Here is a 17,386-nt window from a genome sequence, read left to right as displayed (position 1 = left end):
ACGGCCCTGCTGTTACGCTTCCGGCGCGGGGCGGGCAACCGCGCGGAATGGCCGCGGGGGCGGTGGAAAACCTTGCCAAGCCGGTGCGAGCGGCGCATATGCGGGTCTCGGAGACCGGAGATCGGCCGCGTGGCTATCGCGCGGCCGCCCGCACACATCCCGCCGCCTGCCGGCGAAGGAACCGACTGCCCTTGAGCGATCAGCCTGACGTGACCGCGCCCCGCGTGGCCGAAGACGAGCTTTCCGATACGATGACCCAACCGGCAACCTCCCCAGAGCCGGCCGAAGCCGCTGCGCCGCCCGCCGAGCCGGAGCCGCCGCGCGCCACCTTCGAGGATCTGGGGCTGTCCGAGGCGCTGCTGCGCGGCGTGTCCGAGGCGGGCTATGTGCATCCCACGCCGATCCAGGAGCAGGCCATCCCGGTGGTGCTGATGGGGCGCGACGTGATGGGCTGCGCCCAGACCGGCACCGGCAAGACCGCCTCCTTCGTGCTGCCGATGATGGACATCCTGGCCGGCAGCCGGGCCAAGGCGCGCATGCCGCGCTCCCTGATCCTGGAGCCGACCCGCGAGCTGGCGCTCCAGGTGGCCGAGAACTTCGTCAAGTATGGCCAGCACATGAAGCTGAACCATGCCCTGCTGATCGGCGGCGAGAGCATGTCCGACCAGCGGGACGTGCTGGACAAGGGCGTGGACGTGCTGATCGCCACGCCCGGCCGCCTGCTCGACCTGTTCGACCGCGGCCGCGTCATGCTGGCCGACTGCAAGGTGCTGGTGATCGACGAGGCGGACCGCATGCTGGACATGGGGTTCATCCCCGATGTCGAGCGCATCGTCTCCATGCTGCCGCCGCTGCGCCAGACGCTGTTCTTCAGCGCCACCATGGCGCCCGAGATCCGCAAGCTGGCCGACGCCTTCCTGCAGAACCCCAAGACCATCTCGGTCTCGGCCCCTGCCTCGGTCGCCACCACCATCACCACGGGCGTCGCCTTCGTGCAGCCGCACGACAAGCGCGAGGCGCTGCGCCGGCTGATCCGCAGCCAGGACGTCCAGAACGCGCTGATCTTCTGCAACCGCAAGCGCGACGTGGACGTCCTCCACAAGAGCCTCGGCAAGCACGGCTTCGCCGCCGGCGCGCTGCATGGCGACCTGCCGCAGTCGGTGCGCTTCGCCACGCTGGAGAAGTTCAAGGCGGGCGAGCTGCAGCTGCTGGTCTGCTCCGACGTCGCGGCGCGCGGCATCGACATCGGCGGCCTGTCCCACGTCTTCAACTTCGACGTCCCCTTCCGCGACGAGGACTATGTCCACCGCATCGGCCGCACCGGCCGGGCGGGCCGCGAGGGCCATGCCTACACCATCGCCACCGCCGACGACGTGAAGCTGGTGGAGGCGATCGAGAAGCTGACCGGCAAGCCGGTCCCCCGCATCGAGATCTCCGGGCTGGACCCGGTGAGCGAGGAGGAGCTGGCCGAGGCTGCCGCCGCGCCGCGTGGCGGACGCGACCGTGGCAGGCACGCCGCCAAGGGCGGCCGTGGCGGCGCCGAGCCGCGCCGGAGTGACAAGGAGCGGGGCGACAGGGAGCGGGGCGAGAAGGAGCGCGGCGAGAAGGAAATCGTCCGCCGCGGCGCCAACCGGATCCGCCCCGAGGCCGAGCCGGCCGAGGCGCGCGCCGAGCGCGGCCCCCGCCGCGAGGAAGCCCGCCCGCCGCGCGAGCGCGACGAGGCCCGGCCCCACCATGACGAGGCGCGCGCGCCGCGCGACCGCGACGAGACGCGCGCCCCGCGCGACCGCGACGACCGCCGCCGCGACCACCGGCGCGACGACCACCGCCGCGAGCGCGACGATCTGGGCCCGCCGGTGCGCGGCTTCGGCGACATGATCCCGGCCTTCATGCTCATCCCCATCCCGCGCCCGCAGCGCGATACCGGCATCGCCGAGTCGCCGGCCGAGGCCGAGGAGAACCGGGGGGCGGAAGCCGCCTGAGACCGGACCCCGCCGCGCGGCCCGCCCGGACAAGGGGATGGGCCGCGCGGCGCGGTTGCCGCGCGGGGACAACGGGGCCAGTCTCCGCGGCCGATACTGGCCCCATGCGCGCCCAGCCCGGCCACAGCGAGGCCGGTTCCAGCAGGAGAGAAACCCCATGAATGTCGTGACCCAAGCCGCCAAGCCGAGCTTCGTCTGGGACGACGCCCTGCTGCTGGAGGACCAGCTCTCCGAGGATGAGCGCATGATCCGCGACGCGGCGCGCGACTACTGCCAGGAGAAGCTGTTCCCGCGCGTGCTGGAGGCCAACCGCCACGAGGTCTTCCACCGGGAGATCATGAACGAGTTCGGCGAGATGGGCTTCCTGGGCGCGACGCTGGACAGCCATGGCTGCGCCGGCGTCAACTACGTCTCCTACGGCCTGATCGCGCGCGAGGTCGAGCGGGTGGACAGCGGCTACCGCTCCGCCTTCTCCGTGCAGTCCTCCCTCGCCATGTTCCCGATCTGGGCCTACGGCACGGACGCGCTGAAGGACCGCGTGCTGCCCGGCATGCAGAAGGGCGAGCTGGTCGGCTGCTTCGGCCTGACCGAGCCCGATGCCGGCTCCGACCCCTCCTCCATGCGCACCCGCGCCAGGAAGGTGGATGGCGGCTACCTCGTGTCCGGCTCCAAGACCTGGATCACCAACTCGCCGATCGCCGACGTGTTCGTGGTCTGGGCGAAGGACGAGGCGGGCGACGTGCGCGGCTACGTGCTCGAGAAGGGCATGAAGGGCCTTTCCGCGCCCAAGATCGAGGGCAAGTTCAGCCTGCGCGCCTCCACCACCGGCATGATCATGATGGAGGAGGTGTTCGTGCCGGAGGAGAACCGGCTGGACGTGAAGGGGCTGAAGGGGCCGTTCTCCTGCCTCAACCGCGCCCGCTACGGCATCGCCTGGGGCGCGCTCGGCGCTGCCGAGTTCTGCTGGCACGCGGCCCGCAACTACACCATGGAGCGCAAGATGTTCGGCCGCCCGCTGGCCAACACGCAGCTCGTCCAGAAGAAGCTGGCCGACATGCAGACCGAGATCACCCTCGGCCTCCACTCCGTGCTGCGCCTCGGCCGCCTGTTCGACGAGCACCGCGTGGCGCCGGAGATGATCTCGCTCTGCAAGCGCAACTCCTGCGGCAAGGCGCTCGACATCGCCCGCGTGGCGCGTGACATGCACGGCGGCAACGGCATCGCCGACGAGTATCACGTGATCCGCCACGTCATGAACCTCGAGGCGGTGAACACCTATGAGGGCACGCATGACGTGCACGCGCTGATCCTGGGCCGCGCCCAGACCGGCCTGAACGCCTTCGGCTGAACCGTCGGAAGGCGCGGAGGGAAACGTCTGCGTTTTCCCAGGCTTCCGCTCAGGAGTTCCAAGGGGGGCAAAGCCCCCCTTGTTCTGTTTCAAGGGGTCCGTTTCCGGTGCAAGTGACGATCGAAGCCCTGGGCGCCGCCGGCGACGGCGTGGCCACCGCGCCGGACGGCTCGCGCCTGTTCATCCCCTTCGCCCTGCCCGGCGAGGTGGTGCGCCCCGATGGCCCCGTGGTGCTGTCCCCCAGCCCGGAGCGCGTCGAGCCCCCCTGCCCGCATTTCGGCCCCTGCGGCGGCTGCGTGCTGCAGCACTGGGCGCTCTCCCCCTATGCCGCCTGGAAGCGCGGCCGCCTGGCCGAGGCCCTGGCGCGCGCCGGCTTCGGGGACGCGCCCGTGGCCGAGACGCGCGTCACGCCGCCTCGCACCCGCCGCCGCGCGGACCTGGCGCTGCGCCGCCGCGCCGATGGCAGCGTGGCGCTCGGCTTCCACGCGCGGGGCGGGGGCCCGGTGGAGGACCTTTCCACCTGCCATGTGCTGGACCCGGCGCTGGTCGCGCTGTTCGAGCCGCTGCGCACCCTGCTGCGCGGCCTGCCGGCCTTCCGCCGCGAGGGCTCGGCCGTGCTGAACCTGCTGGACACCGGCCCCGACCTGCTGCTCCGCCTGGATGGCGTGCCGGGGGTGCAGGAGCGTGCCACCCTCGCCGCCTTCGCCGCCGCGCGGGGCATTCCGCGCATCGCCGGCTCCGGGCTGAAGGGGGGCGTGACGGAAACCCTGGCGCAGCTCGGAGGGGTGGGCATCGCCTTCGCCGGCGTCACCGTGGCGCCGCCGCCCGGCGCCTTCCTCCAGGCGACGCCCCAGGGGGAGGCCGCCATCGTGGCCGCCGTGCTGGAGGGCCTGCCGAAGCTCACCGGCCGCGCGCGCATCGCCGAGCTGCATGCGGGGCTCGGCACGCTGTCCTTTCCGCTGGCCGGGCATGCCCGCGTCGCCGCCTTCGAGGGCGCGCCGGAGACCGTGGCGGCGCTGGATGCCGCGGCGCGCAAGGCGGGCGGGCGCGTCACCGCCACGCGGCGGGACCTGGCGCGGCAGCCGCTCGGCCCGAAGGAGCTGGAAGGCTTCGCCGCCCTGGTGCTGGACCCGCCCTTCGCCGGCGCCGCCGAGCAGATGCCCGCCCTGGCCCGCAGCGCCCTGCGGCGGATCATCTACGTCTCCTGCAACCCCGCCGCGCTGACGCGGGACGGCAGGACGCTGCACGCCGCCGGCTGGCAGGTGGCGCAGGCGACGCCGATCGACCAGTTCCTCTGGTCGGCGCAGCTGGAGGCGGTGGTGGTGTTCGAAAGGCCGCGCGCCGCCCGGCCGCTCTGAGGGTCCGGCGGCCGCTCAGCCGCCGTGGAAGCCCCACATCCCCTCGACGTCGCGCAGCATGGCGCGCACCTCGGGCGTGCCGCGCAGATCCACCATGCCGAAGCCGGGCTGCCGCACCCAGACGACGAACTCCGCATTGGCGAAGACCGGCGTGGCATTGCGGGCGAGGTCGCGCAGCCTGGGGTGGCCGAGGCCGGCCATGGCGCTCTTGCGCAGCACGGTCCAGTCCGGCGCCACATCCTCGGGCAGCGCGCTCACGCAGTCATCGAGGAGGGAGGCGAAGGCGCGGGGCGCCAGGACCCACTCTCCGGGGAGGCGGCGCTGGCGGATGAAGGCGGCCGTTTCCGCCCAGAGCGGGTCCCCGGCCGGAAAGCCGGGCGGGTCGGGCGCGTCCTGCCCGGTGTGGAGCGCCAGGCGGCGCAGCACATCGGCCAACACCGCCTGCTGCGCCGGCTTCAGCTCGTCGGGCAGAGGGCTGAGGGCAGCCTCCGCCTCGGCCACGCGGGCCTCGTCCAGCAGGCGCTGGGCCCGCTCCAGATGCAGGGCGGGCGCGTCGTTGCCGGCCGCCAGGGCGTGCTCCAGCAGCCACAGGCCGGCCTCCGGACCGAAGCGGCGGTCGAGCAGCTCCGCCACGGAGCGGGCATAGTCCGGGCAGAGCAGGCGCCGCTCCCGCCGCAGCCGGCGCGCTCGCCCCTCATCCACCCCGCCCTGCCCCAGCGCCTCCCGCAGCAGCCGCTCGACCAGCCCGGCATTGACGGCGAAGCGGATGGAATCGTGGCGGGAAAAGGGCGTCGGCACCCGCGCCACCGGCCCCGCCTCGCCGATCAGCGCCGCGTGCCGGGCATCCTCGCGGAACAGCGGGTCGAGGAACAGCAGCACCTGCCCCGCCATGTCCCCTGGCGTGACGCGCATGCCGTCATGCAGTTCGGGCCGAAAGAAGAGGCGGCTGCGGCGGTGGTCGAAATGGCCGACCTGGCCGGGCTCGATGGAGAATTGCGGCGAGAAGGCCAGCGTCACGTCGGCGCGCAGCCGGGCGCCGTATTTCAGCGCGGCATAGGCGCCCATGCTGAAGCCGTAGAGCACCACCCGCCGGTGGCTGGCCAGCACCGCCTCCAGCGCGGGCAGGACCTGCGCCATGTCCCGCTCGGGAAACCAGCTGGCATGGTAATCCGCCAGCCCCAGCAGCGAGACGCCAAAGCGACTGAGGAAGCCCTGCCCCCAGATCGAGGGGCGCTCCTGCCGCGGCGCGAAGGAGACGAGCAGCGTCTCGCCCTCCCCCTTCTGGTAGAGGGCCGCCACGCGTCCGGTGTCGATGAGGAGGCCGGGCCTCGCGGCGGGCTGCTTCGCCAGGGTCACGCTCGTCACTGATCTCTCCACGCCCCTGTCCCTTCAGGGCCGCGTTCCAGGGGGTGCGCATAGCAGAAGGCGGCGGCTGGGGGTATCGGCGCCGCCCCCGCCCCTTCCCCGCGCGGAAAGAGGGCGGTCTTGACCCGCGCCCGGGAGAACCCACCCTTCTGCCGGGTGGCCCGCTGGCCATATGGGAGATGAGGATGGAACTCGATCGACGCACGCTGCTGCAGGCCGCCGGCGCGCTGGCCATGGCGCCAGCCCTGCTCCGCCTCGGCCTGGCCGACGCCCTGGCGCAAGGCGCCGCCGCCCCGGCCTCCCCCGCCGCCGGCCCGCAGCAGGCGCCAGGCTTCTACCGCTTCCGGCTCGGCAGCCGCCTGGTGACGATGGTGCATGACGGCCATGGCCGCCGCCCCAACCCGACCCAGGGCTTCGTGCGCAACGCCGAGCCGGCCGCCGTGGAGGCGGCGCTGCGCGAGGCCTTCCTGCCCACCACCCATCTCGACATCCCCTACACCGTGACCGTGCTGGAAACGCCGGACGGGCTGGTGCTGTTCGACACGGGCACGGGCGGGCAGCTCGGCGCCACGGCCGGCAACATCCCGGCCAACATGCGCGCCGCGGGGCTGGACCCGGCGCGCGTCACCCTGATCGTGCTGACGCATTTCCACGCCGACCACATCACCGGCCTGACCGATGCCGAGGGCAAGCCGGCCTTCCCCAATGCCGAGGTGGCGCTGCCCAAGGCCGAGCACGACTACTGGATGGATGAGGGGCAGGCGAGCCGCGCGCCGGAGGCGATGAAGGGCGCCTTCGCCAATGTCCGGAAGCGGCTGGAGCCCTACAAGGCGCGCATCCGGCCGATCGACGGCGCGGGCGAGGTGGTGGCGGGCGTGCAGGCGGTGCCGAGCTTCGGCCACACGCCGGGCCACACCAGCTACCTGCTGGCCGACGGCAACGACCAGGCGATGCTGCTGGGCGACGTGACCAACCGCCCCGAGCTGAACCTGCGCAACCCGGGCTGGCACCTGGTCTTCGACATGGACGCGCAGATGGCGGAGACGACGCGCCGCCGCATGTTCGACCGCGTGGCGACCGACCGCATCCGCTGCATCGGCTACCACTTCCCCTTCCCCGCCAATGGCTATGTGGCGAAGGAGGCGCAGGGCTACCGCTTCGTGCCGGCCGGCTGGTCCAGCACGGTCTGACGGCGGCCGCCGGGGGGAGCGGCGCTTCCCCCGGCGAGGCGCCAGGGTCAGACGGCCTCCACCGAAACGTCGATGTTGCCGCGGGTGGCCTTGGAATAGGGGCACATCTGGTGGGCGGCCTCCACCAGCTCCTGCGCCTGCGCCTTGTCCAGCGCCGGCAGCTTCACCTTCAGCTTCGCCGAGAGCTGGAAGCCGCCCTCCACCTTGTCGATGCCCACGTCGCAGGTGACGGTGGAGCCGGTGGTGTCCAGCTTCTTCTGGCGGCCGACCGCGTCCACCGCGCCGCTGAAGCAGGCGGCGTAGCCCGCGGCGAAAAGCTGCTCGGGGTTGGTGGCGCCCGCCTTACCGGGGCCGCCCATCTCCTTGGGGATGGACAGGTCCTGGCTGATCAGGCCGTCGCTGCTGGCCACATGCCCGTTGCGGCCGCCCTGGGCCGTGGCGCTGCCGGTGTAGAGAGCCATGTCTTTCTCCGTTCTCGGTGGTTGCCGGGCCCAGAGTTGGGGTGCCGGCTCAGACGTGGAAACTCTCCCCGCACCCACAACGGCCCTTCTCATTCGGATTTGTGAAGGTGAAGCCGGCGGACATGGCCTTCACCTCGTAGTCCATGGTGGTGCCGAGCAGGAACAGCGTGGCCTTGCGGTCCACCAGCACGGTGACGCCCTTGTCGGTCACCACCTCGTCGCCGGGACCGGGAGCGTCGGTCCAGCCGAGGTCGTAGGCCATGCCGGAGCAGCCCTTGGTCTTGACCGCGATGCGCAGCAGCCTGCCCTGCTGGCCCTTCTCGTAGAGCCCGCGCAGCCGCTCCGCCGCCGCGTCGGAAAGCTGCATCAGCGGCGGCAGGGCGCGGCGCGGACGGGCCTCGGTGGTGGTGCTCATCTCTCCTCCTCCTCCGCGCTCAGTACATGTTGAGGGCCAGCCGGGCGTCCTCGCTCATGCGCGAGGGATCCCATGGCGGGTCCCAGACGATCTCCACCGCCACGTCCGTGACGCCGGGGACGGTGCGGACCATCTCCTCCACCTGCCCAGGCAGCTCCTGCGCCGAGGGGCAGGAGGGGGTGGTCAGCGTCATCTCGACCTTGACGGCACCGGCCTCGCTCAGCTCGATGGCGTAGATCAGGCCCAGCTCGTAGATGTTGACCGGGATCTCCGGGTCATAGACCTGGGCGATGGCGTTGATCACGGCGTCCTCGGACAGGCGGGGGGCCGTCTCGCCCTCCGGCGTCCAGGCGGCGTGGGCCCCGGTTGCATGAGCCCCGGCCGTGGTGGCCTCGGGAGCGGGGGTTCCGTCACTCACTGCTCGCCTCCTTGCCCGTGTTCTCCAGCGCGGCGTTCAGCGTGTGCCAGGCGAGCGTCGCGCATTTCACCCGGCTCGGGAACTCGTGCACGCCGCCCAGCGCCTGCAGGCGCTCCATCTCGTCCTCCAGCACGCCGCCGCAATCGGGGCAGGTGCCGGTCATCGCCAGCTCGCGGAACTTCTCCGCCAGCGTGCGCGCCTCCTCCTGCGTCTTGCCGCGCACCGTCTCGGTCATCAGGCTGGCGCTGGCCATGGAGATGGCGCAGCCCTTGCCCTGGAAGGCGACATCCGCCAGCCGCCCGTCGGGCGCCAGCTTCACCCAGAGCTGCATGCGGTCGCCGCACATCGGGTTGTCGCCGCGGCCCTCGCGGTCCGCCTCCTCCAGCCGGCGGAAGTTCCGCGGCTTGCGGCCATGGTCCAGGATCACTTCCTGGTAGAGATCGCGCAGATCGTCGAACATCAGCCCTCCGCGGCCCCGCGGGCATTCATCCAAAGAACTCCCGTGCCTTGCCCAGCGCCTCGGCGAGGTAATCGACCTCCGCCTCCGTGGTGTAGAGGCCGAAGGAGGCACGGCAGGTGCTCTCCACCCCAAATCGTGCGTGCAGCGGCTCGGCGCAATGGCGGCCCGAGCGCACCGCGATGCCCACGCGGTCCAGCAATGTCGCCAGGTCATGGGCATGGGCGTTGTCGAGCGCGAAGGCGAAGACGCCGCCGCGGTCCTGCGCGCGGCCGATCAGGGTGAGCCCGTCGACGGCCGGGAGACGCGCCATGGCGCGGTCCACCAGATGCCGCTCATGCGCCTCGATGGAGGCCATGCCGATGCCCCGCACATAGTCGATCGCCGCGTGCAGCCCGACCGCCTCGATGATGGGCGGCGTGCCGGCCTCGAACTTGGCGGGCACGGGCGCGGGCAGGAAGCCCTCCAGCGTCACCTCGGAGATCATGTCGCCGCCGCCGAGGAAGGGCGGCATCGCCTCCAGCAGTTCCATCCGCCCCCAAAGCACGCCGATGCCGGTGGGGCCGTAGAGCTTGTGGCCGGTGAAGACGTAGAAGTCGCAGCCCAGCGCCTGCACGTCGACCGCGCGGTGGACGGCGGCCTGGGAGCCATCCAGCAGCAGCCTGGCGCCATGGGCGTGCGCCAGGGCGGCCAGCCGCGCCGCCGGCGTCACCGTGCCCAGCACGTTGGACATGTGGGTGACGGCGACCAGCCCCACCTTGCCATCCGCCAGCTTGGCCTCGACATCCTCGAGGTCCAGCTCGCCGGCATCGGTCACCCGCGCCACGCGCAGCTCGATGCCGTGCGCGGCCTTGAGCATCTGCCAGGGCACGAGGTTGGCGTGGTGCTCCATCTCGGACACCAGCACCGCCTGCCCCGGCTTCAGCACGCCGCGCCCGTAGCTGTGCGCCACGAGGTTGATGGCGTTGGTGGAGGAGCCGGTGAAGACGATCTCCCGCTCGCTCGCCGCGTTCAGGAAGCCGGCCACGGCCCGGCGCGCCGCCTCATAGGCCTCGGTGGCGGCCTCCGAGAGGTGGTAGGCGCCGCGATGGACATTGGCGTAGGCCGTCTCCATCATCCGCGTCATGGCCTGGATGACCTGGCGCGGCTTCTGGGCGGAGGCGCCGGAATCCAGGAACACCAGATCCTTGCCGCGCACCTTCTCCGACAGGATCGGGAAATCCTGGCGGATGCGCGCGACATCGAAGGAAGGCGCCACCACCCCGTCCATCACGCCGCGTTCCTTTCCCACCAGCCGGCCACGGCCTCGGACAGGGCGGCACGGGCGGATTCCTCCGTCACGCCCTCGATCGCCTCCTGCAGGAAGGCCTCGATCAGCATGGAGCGCGCCACCGCCGCGGGGATGCCGCGAGCACGCAGGTAGAAGAGCTGGTTCTCGTCCAGCTCGCCTACCGTGGCGCCGTGGCTGCACTTCACGTCGTCGGCGTAGATCTCGAGCTGCGGCTTGCTGTCGATCTCGGCCTGGTCGGACAGCAGCAGCGCCTGGTTCATCTGGTAGCCGTCGGTGCGCTGCGCGACCTGGTGGACGTGGATCTTGCCCTGGAACACGCCGCGCGAGCGGCCGGCGAGCACCGTCTTGACCGTCTGGCGGCTCGGGCAGTCCGGCGCCGCGTGGTCGAGGAAGGTGGTGCAGTCGCCGTGCTGGCCATCGCCCAGCAGCTGCGCGCCGTTCAGGTGCGCGGCGGCCTTCGGCCCGACCAGCGCCACATGCGCCTCGGAGCGGGACAGCTTCGCGCCCACATGCAGCAGGAAGCTGTCATAGGTGCCGCCCTCCGCCACGCGGGCGAAGACGGTGGAGAGATGCAGGCCGGCGGAAGCCTCCTGCTGGATGCGCGCATGGGTGATGTGCGCCCCCGCCGCCACCTCGACCTCGAAGACCGGGCTGTGCAGGTAGCGGCTCTCGCCATGGCCCCAGCTGCGCTCGATCAGCACCAGCCTGGCACCCTCGGCCAGCCGCACCAGGTGGCGCGGATGGGCGGTGACGGGGCGATCCGCGCGGGTGACGGAGAGCAGCTCGACGACGCCCCCATCCTCGTCCGGCCCCAGCTCGATCAGCGCGCCATCCTCGAACAGCGCGGTGTTCAGCGCCACCAGCGGCAGGTCGTCGGTCCGCGCCAGGGCGCCGAGGCGGCCTTCCAGCTCCGGCAGGTGGCGGGCGAGGCTGCGCACCGGCACATCCGCGTCCGACAGCTCGGCGCTGAAGCGGCCATCGACGAACACCACGCGCTTCGGCGCCGCGTGGCGCGGCAATGGCAGCGCGCTCTCCACCGGCGTCAGCGGCTCGCCGAAGCCCGTCTGGGTGAGCGGGGCGAGATCGGTGTACTTCCACGCCTCGACCCGCCGGGTGGGAAAGCCCTGGGCGCGGAACGCCTCGGCCGCGCGGTCCCGCAGCGCGGCGAGCCAGGGCAGGCCGATGCCGGGCAGGCGGGCGCGCAGCCCCTCATAGCGGTGCAGGAAGCCCGCGGCCCCCGCCGCGCTCAGGCCCGCCTCGCTCAGGCTGTTCTCGACCGGGGCGTTCATGCCGCCTGCACCGAGCCGTAGCCGCTCGCCTCCAGCTGCTTCGCCAGCTCGGGCCCGCCCGTCTGCACGATGCGGCCGCCCATCAGCACATGCACGCGGTCGGGCACGATGTAGTCCAGCAGGCGCTGGTAGTGGGTGATGACTACGGCGGAGAAGTCGGGGCCGCGCATGGCGTTCACGCCGTCCGCCACGATCTTCAGCGCATCGATGTCGAGGCCGGAATCGGTCTCGTCCAGGATGGCGACCCTGGGCTGCAGCAGGGCCATCTGCAGCACCTCGTTGCGCTTCTTCTCGCCGCCGGAGAAGCCGACATTGACGCCGCGCTTCAGCATGTCCTCCGGCATGGACAGCTCCTTCATGCGCGCGCGCGCGGTCTTGAGGAACTGCATCGCGTCCAGCTCGGGCTCGCCCTTGCTGCGGCGCTGCGCGTTGAGCGCGGTGCGCAGGAAGTTGGCGTTGCCGACGCCGGGCAGCTCCACCGGGTACTGGAAGGCCAGGAACAGGCCGGTCGCGGCACGCTCCTCCGGCTCCATGGCCAGCAGGTCATGGCCGTTGAAGCTGGCGGTGCCGCCGGTGATCTCGTAGCCCTCGCGCCCGGCCAGCACATAGGAGAGGGTGGACTTGCCGGAGCCGTTCGGCCCCATGATGGCGTGCACCTCGCCCTGCGGCACCTCCAGGTCGATCCCCTTCAGGATCTCCTTGCCGTCGATTTCGGCGGTCAGACCTTCGATCTTCAACATCGTCTTCTCAGTTCCGTCCTTTGCGGGCGGTGGGGGGCCGCCCGAACAATCCCGCTTGGCGCCTGGCGCCCGGTTCCTGTGGCGGGCCTCAGCCCACCGAGCCCTCGAGGCTGATCTGCAGCAGCTTCTGCGCCTCCACCGCGAACTCCATCGGCAGCTCCTTCAGCACCTCGCGGCAGAAGCCGTTGACGATGAGCCCGACCGCGTCCTCCTCCGACAGGCCGCGCTGGCGGCAGTAGAAGAGCTGGTCCTCGGCGATGCGGCTGGTGGTCGCCTCGTGCTCCACCTTGGCCGTCATGCAGCGGTTCTCGATGTAGGGCACGGTGTGCGCGCCGCACTGGTCGCCGATCAGCAAGGAGTCGCACTGGGTGAAGTTGCGCGCCCCGGACGCCTTCGGGCTGATCTTCACCAGGCCGCGATAGGTGTTCTGCCCATGCCCCGCGCTGATGCCCTTGGAGATGATGGTGGAGCGCGTGTTCCGGCCGATATGGAACATCTTGGTGCCCGTATCGGCCTGCTGGCGGTTGTTGGTGATGGCGACCGAATAGAACTCGCCCACCGAATCATCGCCCTGCAGGATGCAGGAGGGGTACTTCCAGGTGATGGAGGAGCCCGTCTCCACCTGCGTCCAGGAGATCTTGGAGCGCGCGCCGCGGCAGGCGCCGCGCTTGGTGACGAAGTTGTAGATGCCGCCCCGGCCCTCGGCGTCGCCCGGGTACCAGTTCTGCACCGTGCTGTACTTGATGGTAGCGTCGTCCATCGCCACCAGCTCGACCACGGCGGCGTGGAGCTGGTTCTCGTCGCGCATCGGCGCCGTGCAGCCCTCGAGGTAGCTCACATGGCTGCCCGCCTCGGCGATGATCAGCGTGCGCTCGAACTGGCCGGTGCTCTTGGCGTTGATGCGGAAATAGGTGGACAGCTCCATCGGGCAGCGCACGCCCTTGGGGATGTAGACGAAGCTGCCATCGGTGAAGACCGCCGAGTTCAGGGCGGCGAAGAAGTTGTCGCCCTGCGGCACCACGGAGCCGAGATACTGGCGCACCAGCTCGGGATGCTCCTGCACCGCCTCGGAGATGGAGCAGAAGATGATGCCTTCCTTGGCCAGCCGCTCCTTGTAGGAGGTGGCCACCGAGACGCTGTCGAACACCGCGTCCACCGCCACCGGCATGCGCGCCTCGCCGCCCTCGGCCGGCACCTCGCCCGCGCCCTCGACGCCGGCCAGGATCGCCTGCTCCTTCAGCGGGATGCCGAGCTTCTCATAGGTGCGCAGCAGCTCGGGATCGACCTCGTCGAGCGACTTCGGCCCCACCTTCTTCTTCGGCGCGGCGTAGTAGTAGGCATCCTGGTAGTCGATGGGCGGGTAGCTCACCGCCGGCCAGCGCGGCTCCTCCATGGTCTTCCACAGGGCGAAAGCCTTCAGGCGCCATTCCAGCAGCCAGGCCGGCTCGTTCTTCTTGGCCGAGATGAAGCGGACGATGTCCTCGTTCAGCCCCTTGGGGGCGAACTCCATGTCGATCTCGGTCTCGAACCCGTACTTGTAGGTGCCCTGTGTGACGGAGGCGACGGCGTCGATGGTCTCGGAAACGGCAGGCATGATCTTGACCCCTTACTCGGCGGGCGAATGGGCGGGCAGACGGGCCGGCGGCGCCGGCGGAGCGTTCAGGCCGGCCTGCGCCGGCGGAGCATTCAGGCCGGCCTGCGCCGGCGGGAATTCAGGGCCGGCCTGCGCCGGCGGGAAATCGGGGCCGGCCTGCGCCGGCGGGGGCTTCCTGCGGCCGGCGGCGGGGCGGGGGGCCGCCAGCTCGGCCAGGGAAATGGCGGAAAGCGCGGCGCGGATCGCCTCGTTCACCGGATCCCAGCGGCCGCGCACGGGGCAGACCGTCTCCGCCTCGCAGCAGCCGCTGGCACCGTCGACGCAGGCCGTGAGCGCGATCGGGCCGTCAATGGCGCAGATCACCTCCGACAGCGGAATGGCCCGCAAGGGGCGCTCCAGCCGGTAGCCACCCCGCGCGCCGCGCAGCCCCTCCACCAGGCCCGCATGGCCCAGCGCCTTCAGCACCTTGGCCACGGTCGGCTCGGCGATGCCGGTGGCCAGGGCCAGGCAGGGCGCGGTCTGCACCCCGCCCTCCGCTTCCAGCCGGGCCAGCACCACCACGGCGTAATCGGTCAGTTTCGACAGCCGCAACACGCGGACCTTCTCCTGAAAGCGGACCTGTCTTGTCCGGTATCGGGCAGATGCGCTCGCCCCCGGGGCTTGTCAAGAAGCCGTCATCTGGTTCGCGGCCGGCCTCCCCGGCATCCCTCTTTTCCGGGCGCCGCGGGAGTGCCACGCTAGGCCCATGAGCAACGAGCCCAGCCCCGCCGCACCCAGCCCTGCCGGCCCTGGCCACCCCGCAAGCACCCGCCCCGCGCACCCCCGCCACGCCGCCAGCCTGATCCTGTGGCGGCAATCGGCCGGGGGCACGGTGGAGGTGCTGATGGGCCTGCGCGCGGCCGGGCACCGCTTCATGCCCAACCGGCTGGTCTTTCCCGGCGGCCGGGTCGACCTGGCCGACCGCACCGCCCCCGCCGCCACCGAGCTGCGCGCCGACACCCGCGCCGCGCTGGAGCGCCGCGCGCCGCCGCGCCTGGCCCGCGCCCTCGCCATCGCCGCGGCGCGGGAGCTGGAGGAGGAGACGGGGCTGCGCCTGGGCGGTGCTCTGCCGACGCTGGACCGGCTGGACTATCTCTGCCGTGCCGTGACCCCCGCCCGCAGCCCGATCCGCTTCAACGCCCGCTTCCTGGTGGCGCCGGCCGAGGCGGCGGAAGGCAGTCTTTCCGGGTCGGGCGAGCTGGAGCGGCTGGACTGGCTGTTGCTGGAAGGGGTGCTGGCGCTGCCCGTGGCGCCCATCACCGCGCGCGTGCTGAACGAGTTCCGCGAATGGCTGGCCATGCCCGAGACGGCGCGCGCCACGCGGCCGCTGATCTGGTTCCGCGGCCGCGAGAACCGGTTGCAGGAAGCGGCCGCCTGAGGCGCCCCGCGCCCGCGTGGCGCGGTCCAGGCCAGGCCATGGCGGGCGCCACGGACACGCGGCGCCCGGTTCCGCCGCTCAGAGCGCCGCGAGGATCGCCTCGCCGCCCGACACCTCGAAGGCGCCCGGCTGCTCGACGGCGACATGCGCCACCTTGCCGTCCCTGGCGATGAGCGCGAAACGCTGGCAGCGCACGCCAAGCCCGCGCGCCGTCAGGTCCAGCTCCAGCCCGAGCGCGCGGGTGAAAGCCGCCGAGCCGTCGGCCAGCATCACCACCTTGTCGCCCACGAGCTGGTCCTTGGCCCAGGCCTGCATCACGAAGGGGTCGTTGACCGCCATGCAGGCGACCGTGTCCACGCCCTTGGCCTTCAGCGCGTCGATGTTCTGCAGGAAGCTCGGCATGTGCTTGGCCGAGCAGGTGGGGGTGAAGGCGCCCGGCACGCCGAACAGCACCACGGTCTTGCCGCCGAACAGCGCCTCGGTGGTCAGCTCGCGCGGGCCCTCGACGGTGGCCTGGGTCAGCGTCAGGGCGGGAATCGACTCGCCGGCTTGGATCGGCATCGGACCGTTCTCCTCGTTGGGCCCCCGGCATTTCACGCCGGCGCGCACCCTGTCAACCGAGCCCCTGGCCAGCTTTCCTCCACCCCGCCGGAGCCCTGGGCATCGCGCCGCTTGCGCGGGGCCCGCCCCGCCGCCATCTTCACCACACCATGGCAAAACGCGCACGCGAGGTTGAGATTCCAGGGGCTTCCCGTTCCGCCGCAGCCGGCTGGGGCCGGGCGGGCGGCCTGCAGGCGGGCTATCTGGGCGGGCAGCTCCTGGTGGCCATGCCCAGCATGCAGGACCCGCGCTTCGCGCGCGCGGTCATCTGCCTGTGCGCGCATTCGGCCGATGGCGCCATGGGCATCGTGCTGAACAAGCCGCTGGAGAATCTCAGCTTCGAGGAACTGCTCAAGCAGCTCGAGGTGGAGCCGCTGCCGCCGCAGCGGCAGATCCGCCTGCTGGCCGGCGGCCCGGTGGAGGGCGGCCGGGGCTTCGTGCTGCACACCACCGATTGGTCGAGCGAAGGCAGCCTCAAGGTGACCGGCGATCTCGCCCTGACGGCCAGCGTCGACATCCTCAAGGCCATCGCCGGCGGCGGCGGCCCGCGCCAGGGGCTGCTGGCGCTGGGCTATGCCGGCTGGGGCCCGGGCCAGCTGGAGGACGAGATCCAGCGCAATGCCTGGCTGAACGTGACGCCGGACGAGGCGCTTCTGTTCGAGGGCACGCCGGACGAGAAATGGCGCCAGGCCCTGGCCAAGCTGCGCATCGACCCGCTGCTGCTTTCCGGCACCGCCGGTCACGCCTGAGCCCGCCTCTCCCTTGCCCGATCTTCCCCGCGCCAGCGGCGAGACGCGCCGCGCCGCCGCCCGCCGCGGCATCATGCGCTCGGAAGAATGGCGGGGCGGCAACGTGTTAGCCCGGCCCTTGGCCAGCCGCGCGGCCATGGACACAGGGCAAGCTTGAGCTCGGGCTTTTGTTCTTCTGCCAAAATATTTTCGCGAGAGCGAAGAATCCCTTAACAAAGGCCTAAAGAACGGTGTATGTATTTATCACAGCTTTGTGATTGAAGGACGCCGAGATGGCCTCCCAGTTCCGCCGCATCAAGGACGATGCGATTCAGATCAAGCAGCATGACGGCTTGCCCAACAAGTTGCTGAACGCCTTTCACCAGGCCTGCGACGAGGGCGATCCCTATTGCGGGCTTGTGCTGCTCGAGCTCCTGGAACTGGAATTGCAGAGCATGGCGCCGAGCCAGCTCCGCACGCGCGCCCTGGAAGGGCTGATCATGGCCTATGAGAAGCTGTGGCAGCTCTGCCCCACCGCCCTTCCCTTCGCCCTGCGCAGCACGGCCTGCGGACTGGCCCACTAGCCCTCCCTTCCGTGGCGTTCGCGTAGCCTCCCGCGCTTGCCGGGCGGCCGCGCCGCCCCGAGCGGCAGCCGGCATCCTGATCGGATGGCGCCCAGGGCGCCACGACCGGGATGCCGGCGCCGGTTAGACCTCCAGGCCAACGTCATCCT

Annotated in this window: 17 protein-coding genes and 1 pseudogene; 7 read left to right on the top strand and 11 right to left on the bottom strand. The window is 71.5% G+C overall.

The features are described from left to right. Positions 1–98: 98 nt before the first annotated feature. From CR162_RS17395 to CR162_RS17385, 3 genes are all read left to right on the top strand, one after another. Positions 99–1,982 carry a DEAD/DEAH box helicase gene (locus CR162_RS17395; RefSeq protein ID WP_408887461.1) on the top strand — a complete coding sequence of 628 codons (1,884 nt, stop codon included), beginning with the start codon at positions 99–101 and terminating at the stop codon, positions 1,980–1,982. A gap of 157 nt (positions 1,983–2,139) precedes the next feature. Next, positions 2,140–3,330, top strand: a complete 1,191-nt coding sequence (locus tag CR162_RS17390; RefSeq protein ID WP_099096807.1) for an acyl-CoA dehydrogenase — start codon at positions 2,140–2,142, stop codon at positions 3,328–3,330. Between the two features lie 107 nt (positions 3,331–3,437). Then, a complete protein-coding gene (locus tag CR162_RS17385; RefSeq protein ID WP_099096806.1) occupies positions 3,438–4,688 on the top strand; it encodes a class I SAM-dependent RNA methyltransferase in 1,251 nt (416 codons plus the stop codon). A 15-nt stretch (positions 4,689–4,703) separates the two neighbouring features. On the opposite strand, the gene CR162_RS17380 is transcribed toward CR162_RS17385, so the two are convergent. Then, positions 4,704–6,053, bottom strand: a complete 1,350-nt coding sequence (locus CR162_RS17380) for a hypothetical protein (RefSeq protein WP_099096805.1) — start codon at positions 6,051–6,053, stop codon at positions 4,704–4,706. A gap of 185 nt (positions 6,054–6,238) precedes the next feature. Between CR162_RS17380 and CR162_RS17375 the strand changes: the two genes are divergently transcribed. Continuing rightward, complete coding sequence (locus CR162_RS17375) at positions 6,239–7,243, top strand: MBL fold metallo-hydrolase (protein ID WP_099096804.1); 1,005 nt, start codon at positions 6,239–6,241, stop codon at positions 7,241–7,243. A 47-nt stretch (positions 7,244–7,290) separates the two neighbouring features. Here the strand turns inward: CR162_RS17375 and CR162_RS17370 are convergent, their stop codons facing one another. The 9 genes and pseudogenes from CR162_RS17370 to CR162_RS17330 all read right to left on the bottom strand — a co-directional run. Beyond that, entirely contained in the window at positions 7,291–7,704 is a 414-nt protein-coding gene (locus CR162_RS17370; RefSeq protein ID WP_099096803.1) for an organic hydroperoxide resistance protein, read from the bottom strand. Positions 7,705–7,753: 49 nt separating this feature from the next. Next, entirely contained in the window at positions 7,754–8,119 is a 366-nt protein-coding gene (locus CR162_RS17365; RefSeq protein WP_099096802.1) for a HesB/IscA family protein, read from the bottom strand. Positions 8,120–8,138: 19 nt separating this feature from the next. Next, a complete protein-coding gene (locus CR162_RS17360; RefSeq protein ID WP_099096801.1) occupies positions 8,139–8,537 on the bottom strand; it encodes an SUF system Fe-S cluster assembly protein in 399 nt (132 codons plus the stop codon). After that, a complete protein-coding gene (gene sufU, locus CR162_RS17355) occupies positions 8,530–8,997 on the bottom strand; it encodes a Fe-S cluster assembly sulfur transfer protein SufU (protein ID WP_099096800.1) in 468 nt (155 codons plus the stop codon). Before sufU ends, CR162_RS17360 begins: the two co-directional genes overlap by 8 nt. A gap of 25 nt (positions 8,998–9,022) precedes the next feature. Continuing rightward, the gene (locus tag CR162_RS17350) at positions 9,023–10,264 is read right to left on the bottom strand and encodes an aminotransferase class V-fold PLP-dependent enzyme (protein WP_099096799.1); all 1,242 of its coding nucleotides are present in this window, start codon (positions 10,262–10,264) and stop codon (positions 9,023–9,025) included. Beyond that, the gene (gene sufD / locus CR162_RS17345) at positions 10,264–11,574 is read right to left on the bottom strand and encodes a Fe-S cluster assembly protein SufD (RefSeq protein ID WP_099096798.1); all 1,311 of its coding nucleotides are present in this window, start codon (positions 11,572–11,574) and stop codon (positions 10,264–10,266) included. The genes CR162_RS17350 and sufD overlap by 1 nt, the downstream gene beginning before the upstream one ends. Next, entirely contained in the window at positions 11,571–12,314 is a 744-nt protein-coding gene (sufC, locus tag CR162_RS17340; RefSeq protein WP_099096797.1) for a Fe-S cluster assembly ATPase SufC, read from the bottom strand. The genes sufD and sufC overlap by 4 nt, the downstream gene beginning before the upstream one ends. An 88-nt stretch (positions 12,315–12,402) precedes the next feature. After that, positions 12,403–13,908, bottom strand: a complete 1,506-nt coding sequence (sufB, locus tag CR162_RS17335) for a Fe-S cluster assembly protein SufB (RefSeq protein WP_099096796.1) — start codon at positions 13,906–13,908, stop codon at positions 12,403–12,405. Between the two features lie 177 nt (positions 13,909–14,085). Beyond that, positions 14,086–14,502: pseudogene (locus CR162_RS17330) on the bottom strand (SUF system Fe-S cluster assembly regulator); the annotation flags it as partial. A gap of 151 nt (positions 14,503–14,653) precedes the next feature. Between CR162_RS17330 and CR162_RS17325 the strand changes: the two are divergent. After that, a complete protein-coding gene (locus CR162_RS17325) occupies positions 14,654–15,325 on the top strand; it encodes an NUDIX domain-containing protein (RefSeq protein ID WP_176559903.1) in 672 nt (223 codons plus the stop codon). A gap of 78 nt (positions 15,326–15,403) precedes the next feature. Here CR162_RS17325 and CR162_RS17320 read toward each other — a convergent pair whose 3' ends face one another. Next, positions 15,404–15,886 (bottom strand): peroxiredoxin, encoded by a 483-nt coding sequence (locus tag CR162_RS17320; RefSeq protein ID WP_099096794.1) that lies wholly within the window; start codon positions 15,884–15,886, stop codon positions 15,404–15,406. Between the two features lie 149 nt (positions 15,887–16,035). Here CR162_RS17320 and CR162_RS17315 point away from each other — a divergent pair, with 149 nt between their 5' ends. After that, a complete protein-coding gene (locus tag CR162_RS17315; protein ID WP_099096793.1) occupies positions 16,036–16,674 on the top strand; it encodes a YqgE/AlgH family protein in 639 nt (212 codons plus the stop codon). 272 nt (positions 16,675–16,946) lie between these two features. Continuing rightward, on the top strand, positions 16,947–17,237 hold the full coding sequence (locus CR162_RS17310; protein WP_141563204.1) for a hypothetical protein: 291 nt from the start codon (positions 16,947–16,949) through the stop codon (positions 17,235–17,237). The last annotated feature ends 149 nt before the right edge of the window (positions 17,238–17,386 follow it).

It is taken from the genome of Teichococcus rhizosphaerae (assembly GCF_002631185.1).
Classification (GTDB): Bacteria; Pseudomonadota; Alphaproteobacteria; order Acetobacterales; family Acetobacteraceae; genus Pseudoroseomonas; species Pseudoroseomonas rhizosphaerae.
Note: the sequence above shows the minus strand (reverse complement) of the source record. Positions and strands in the feature narration are given on the sequence as shown.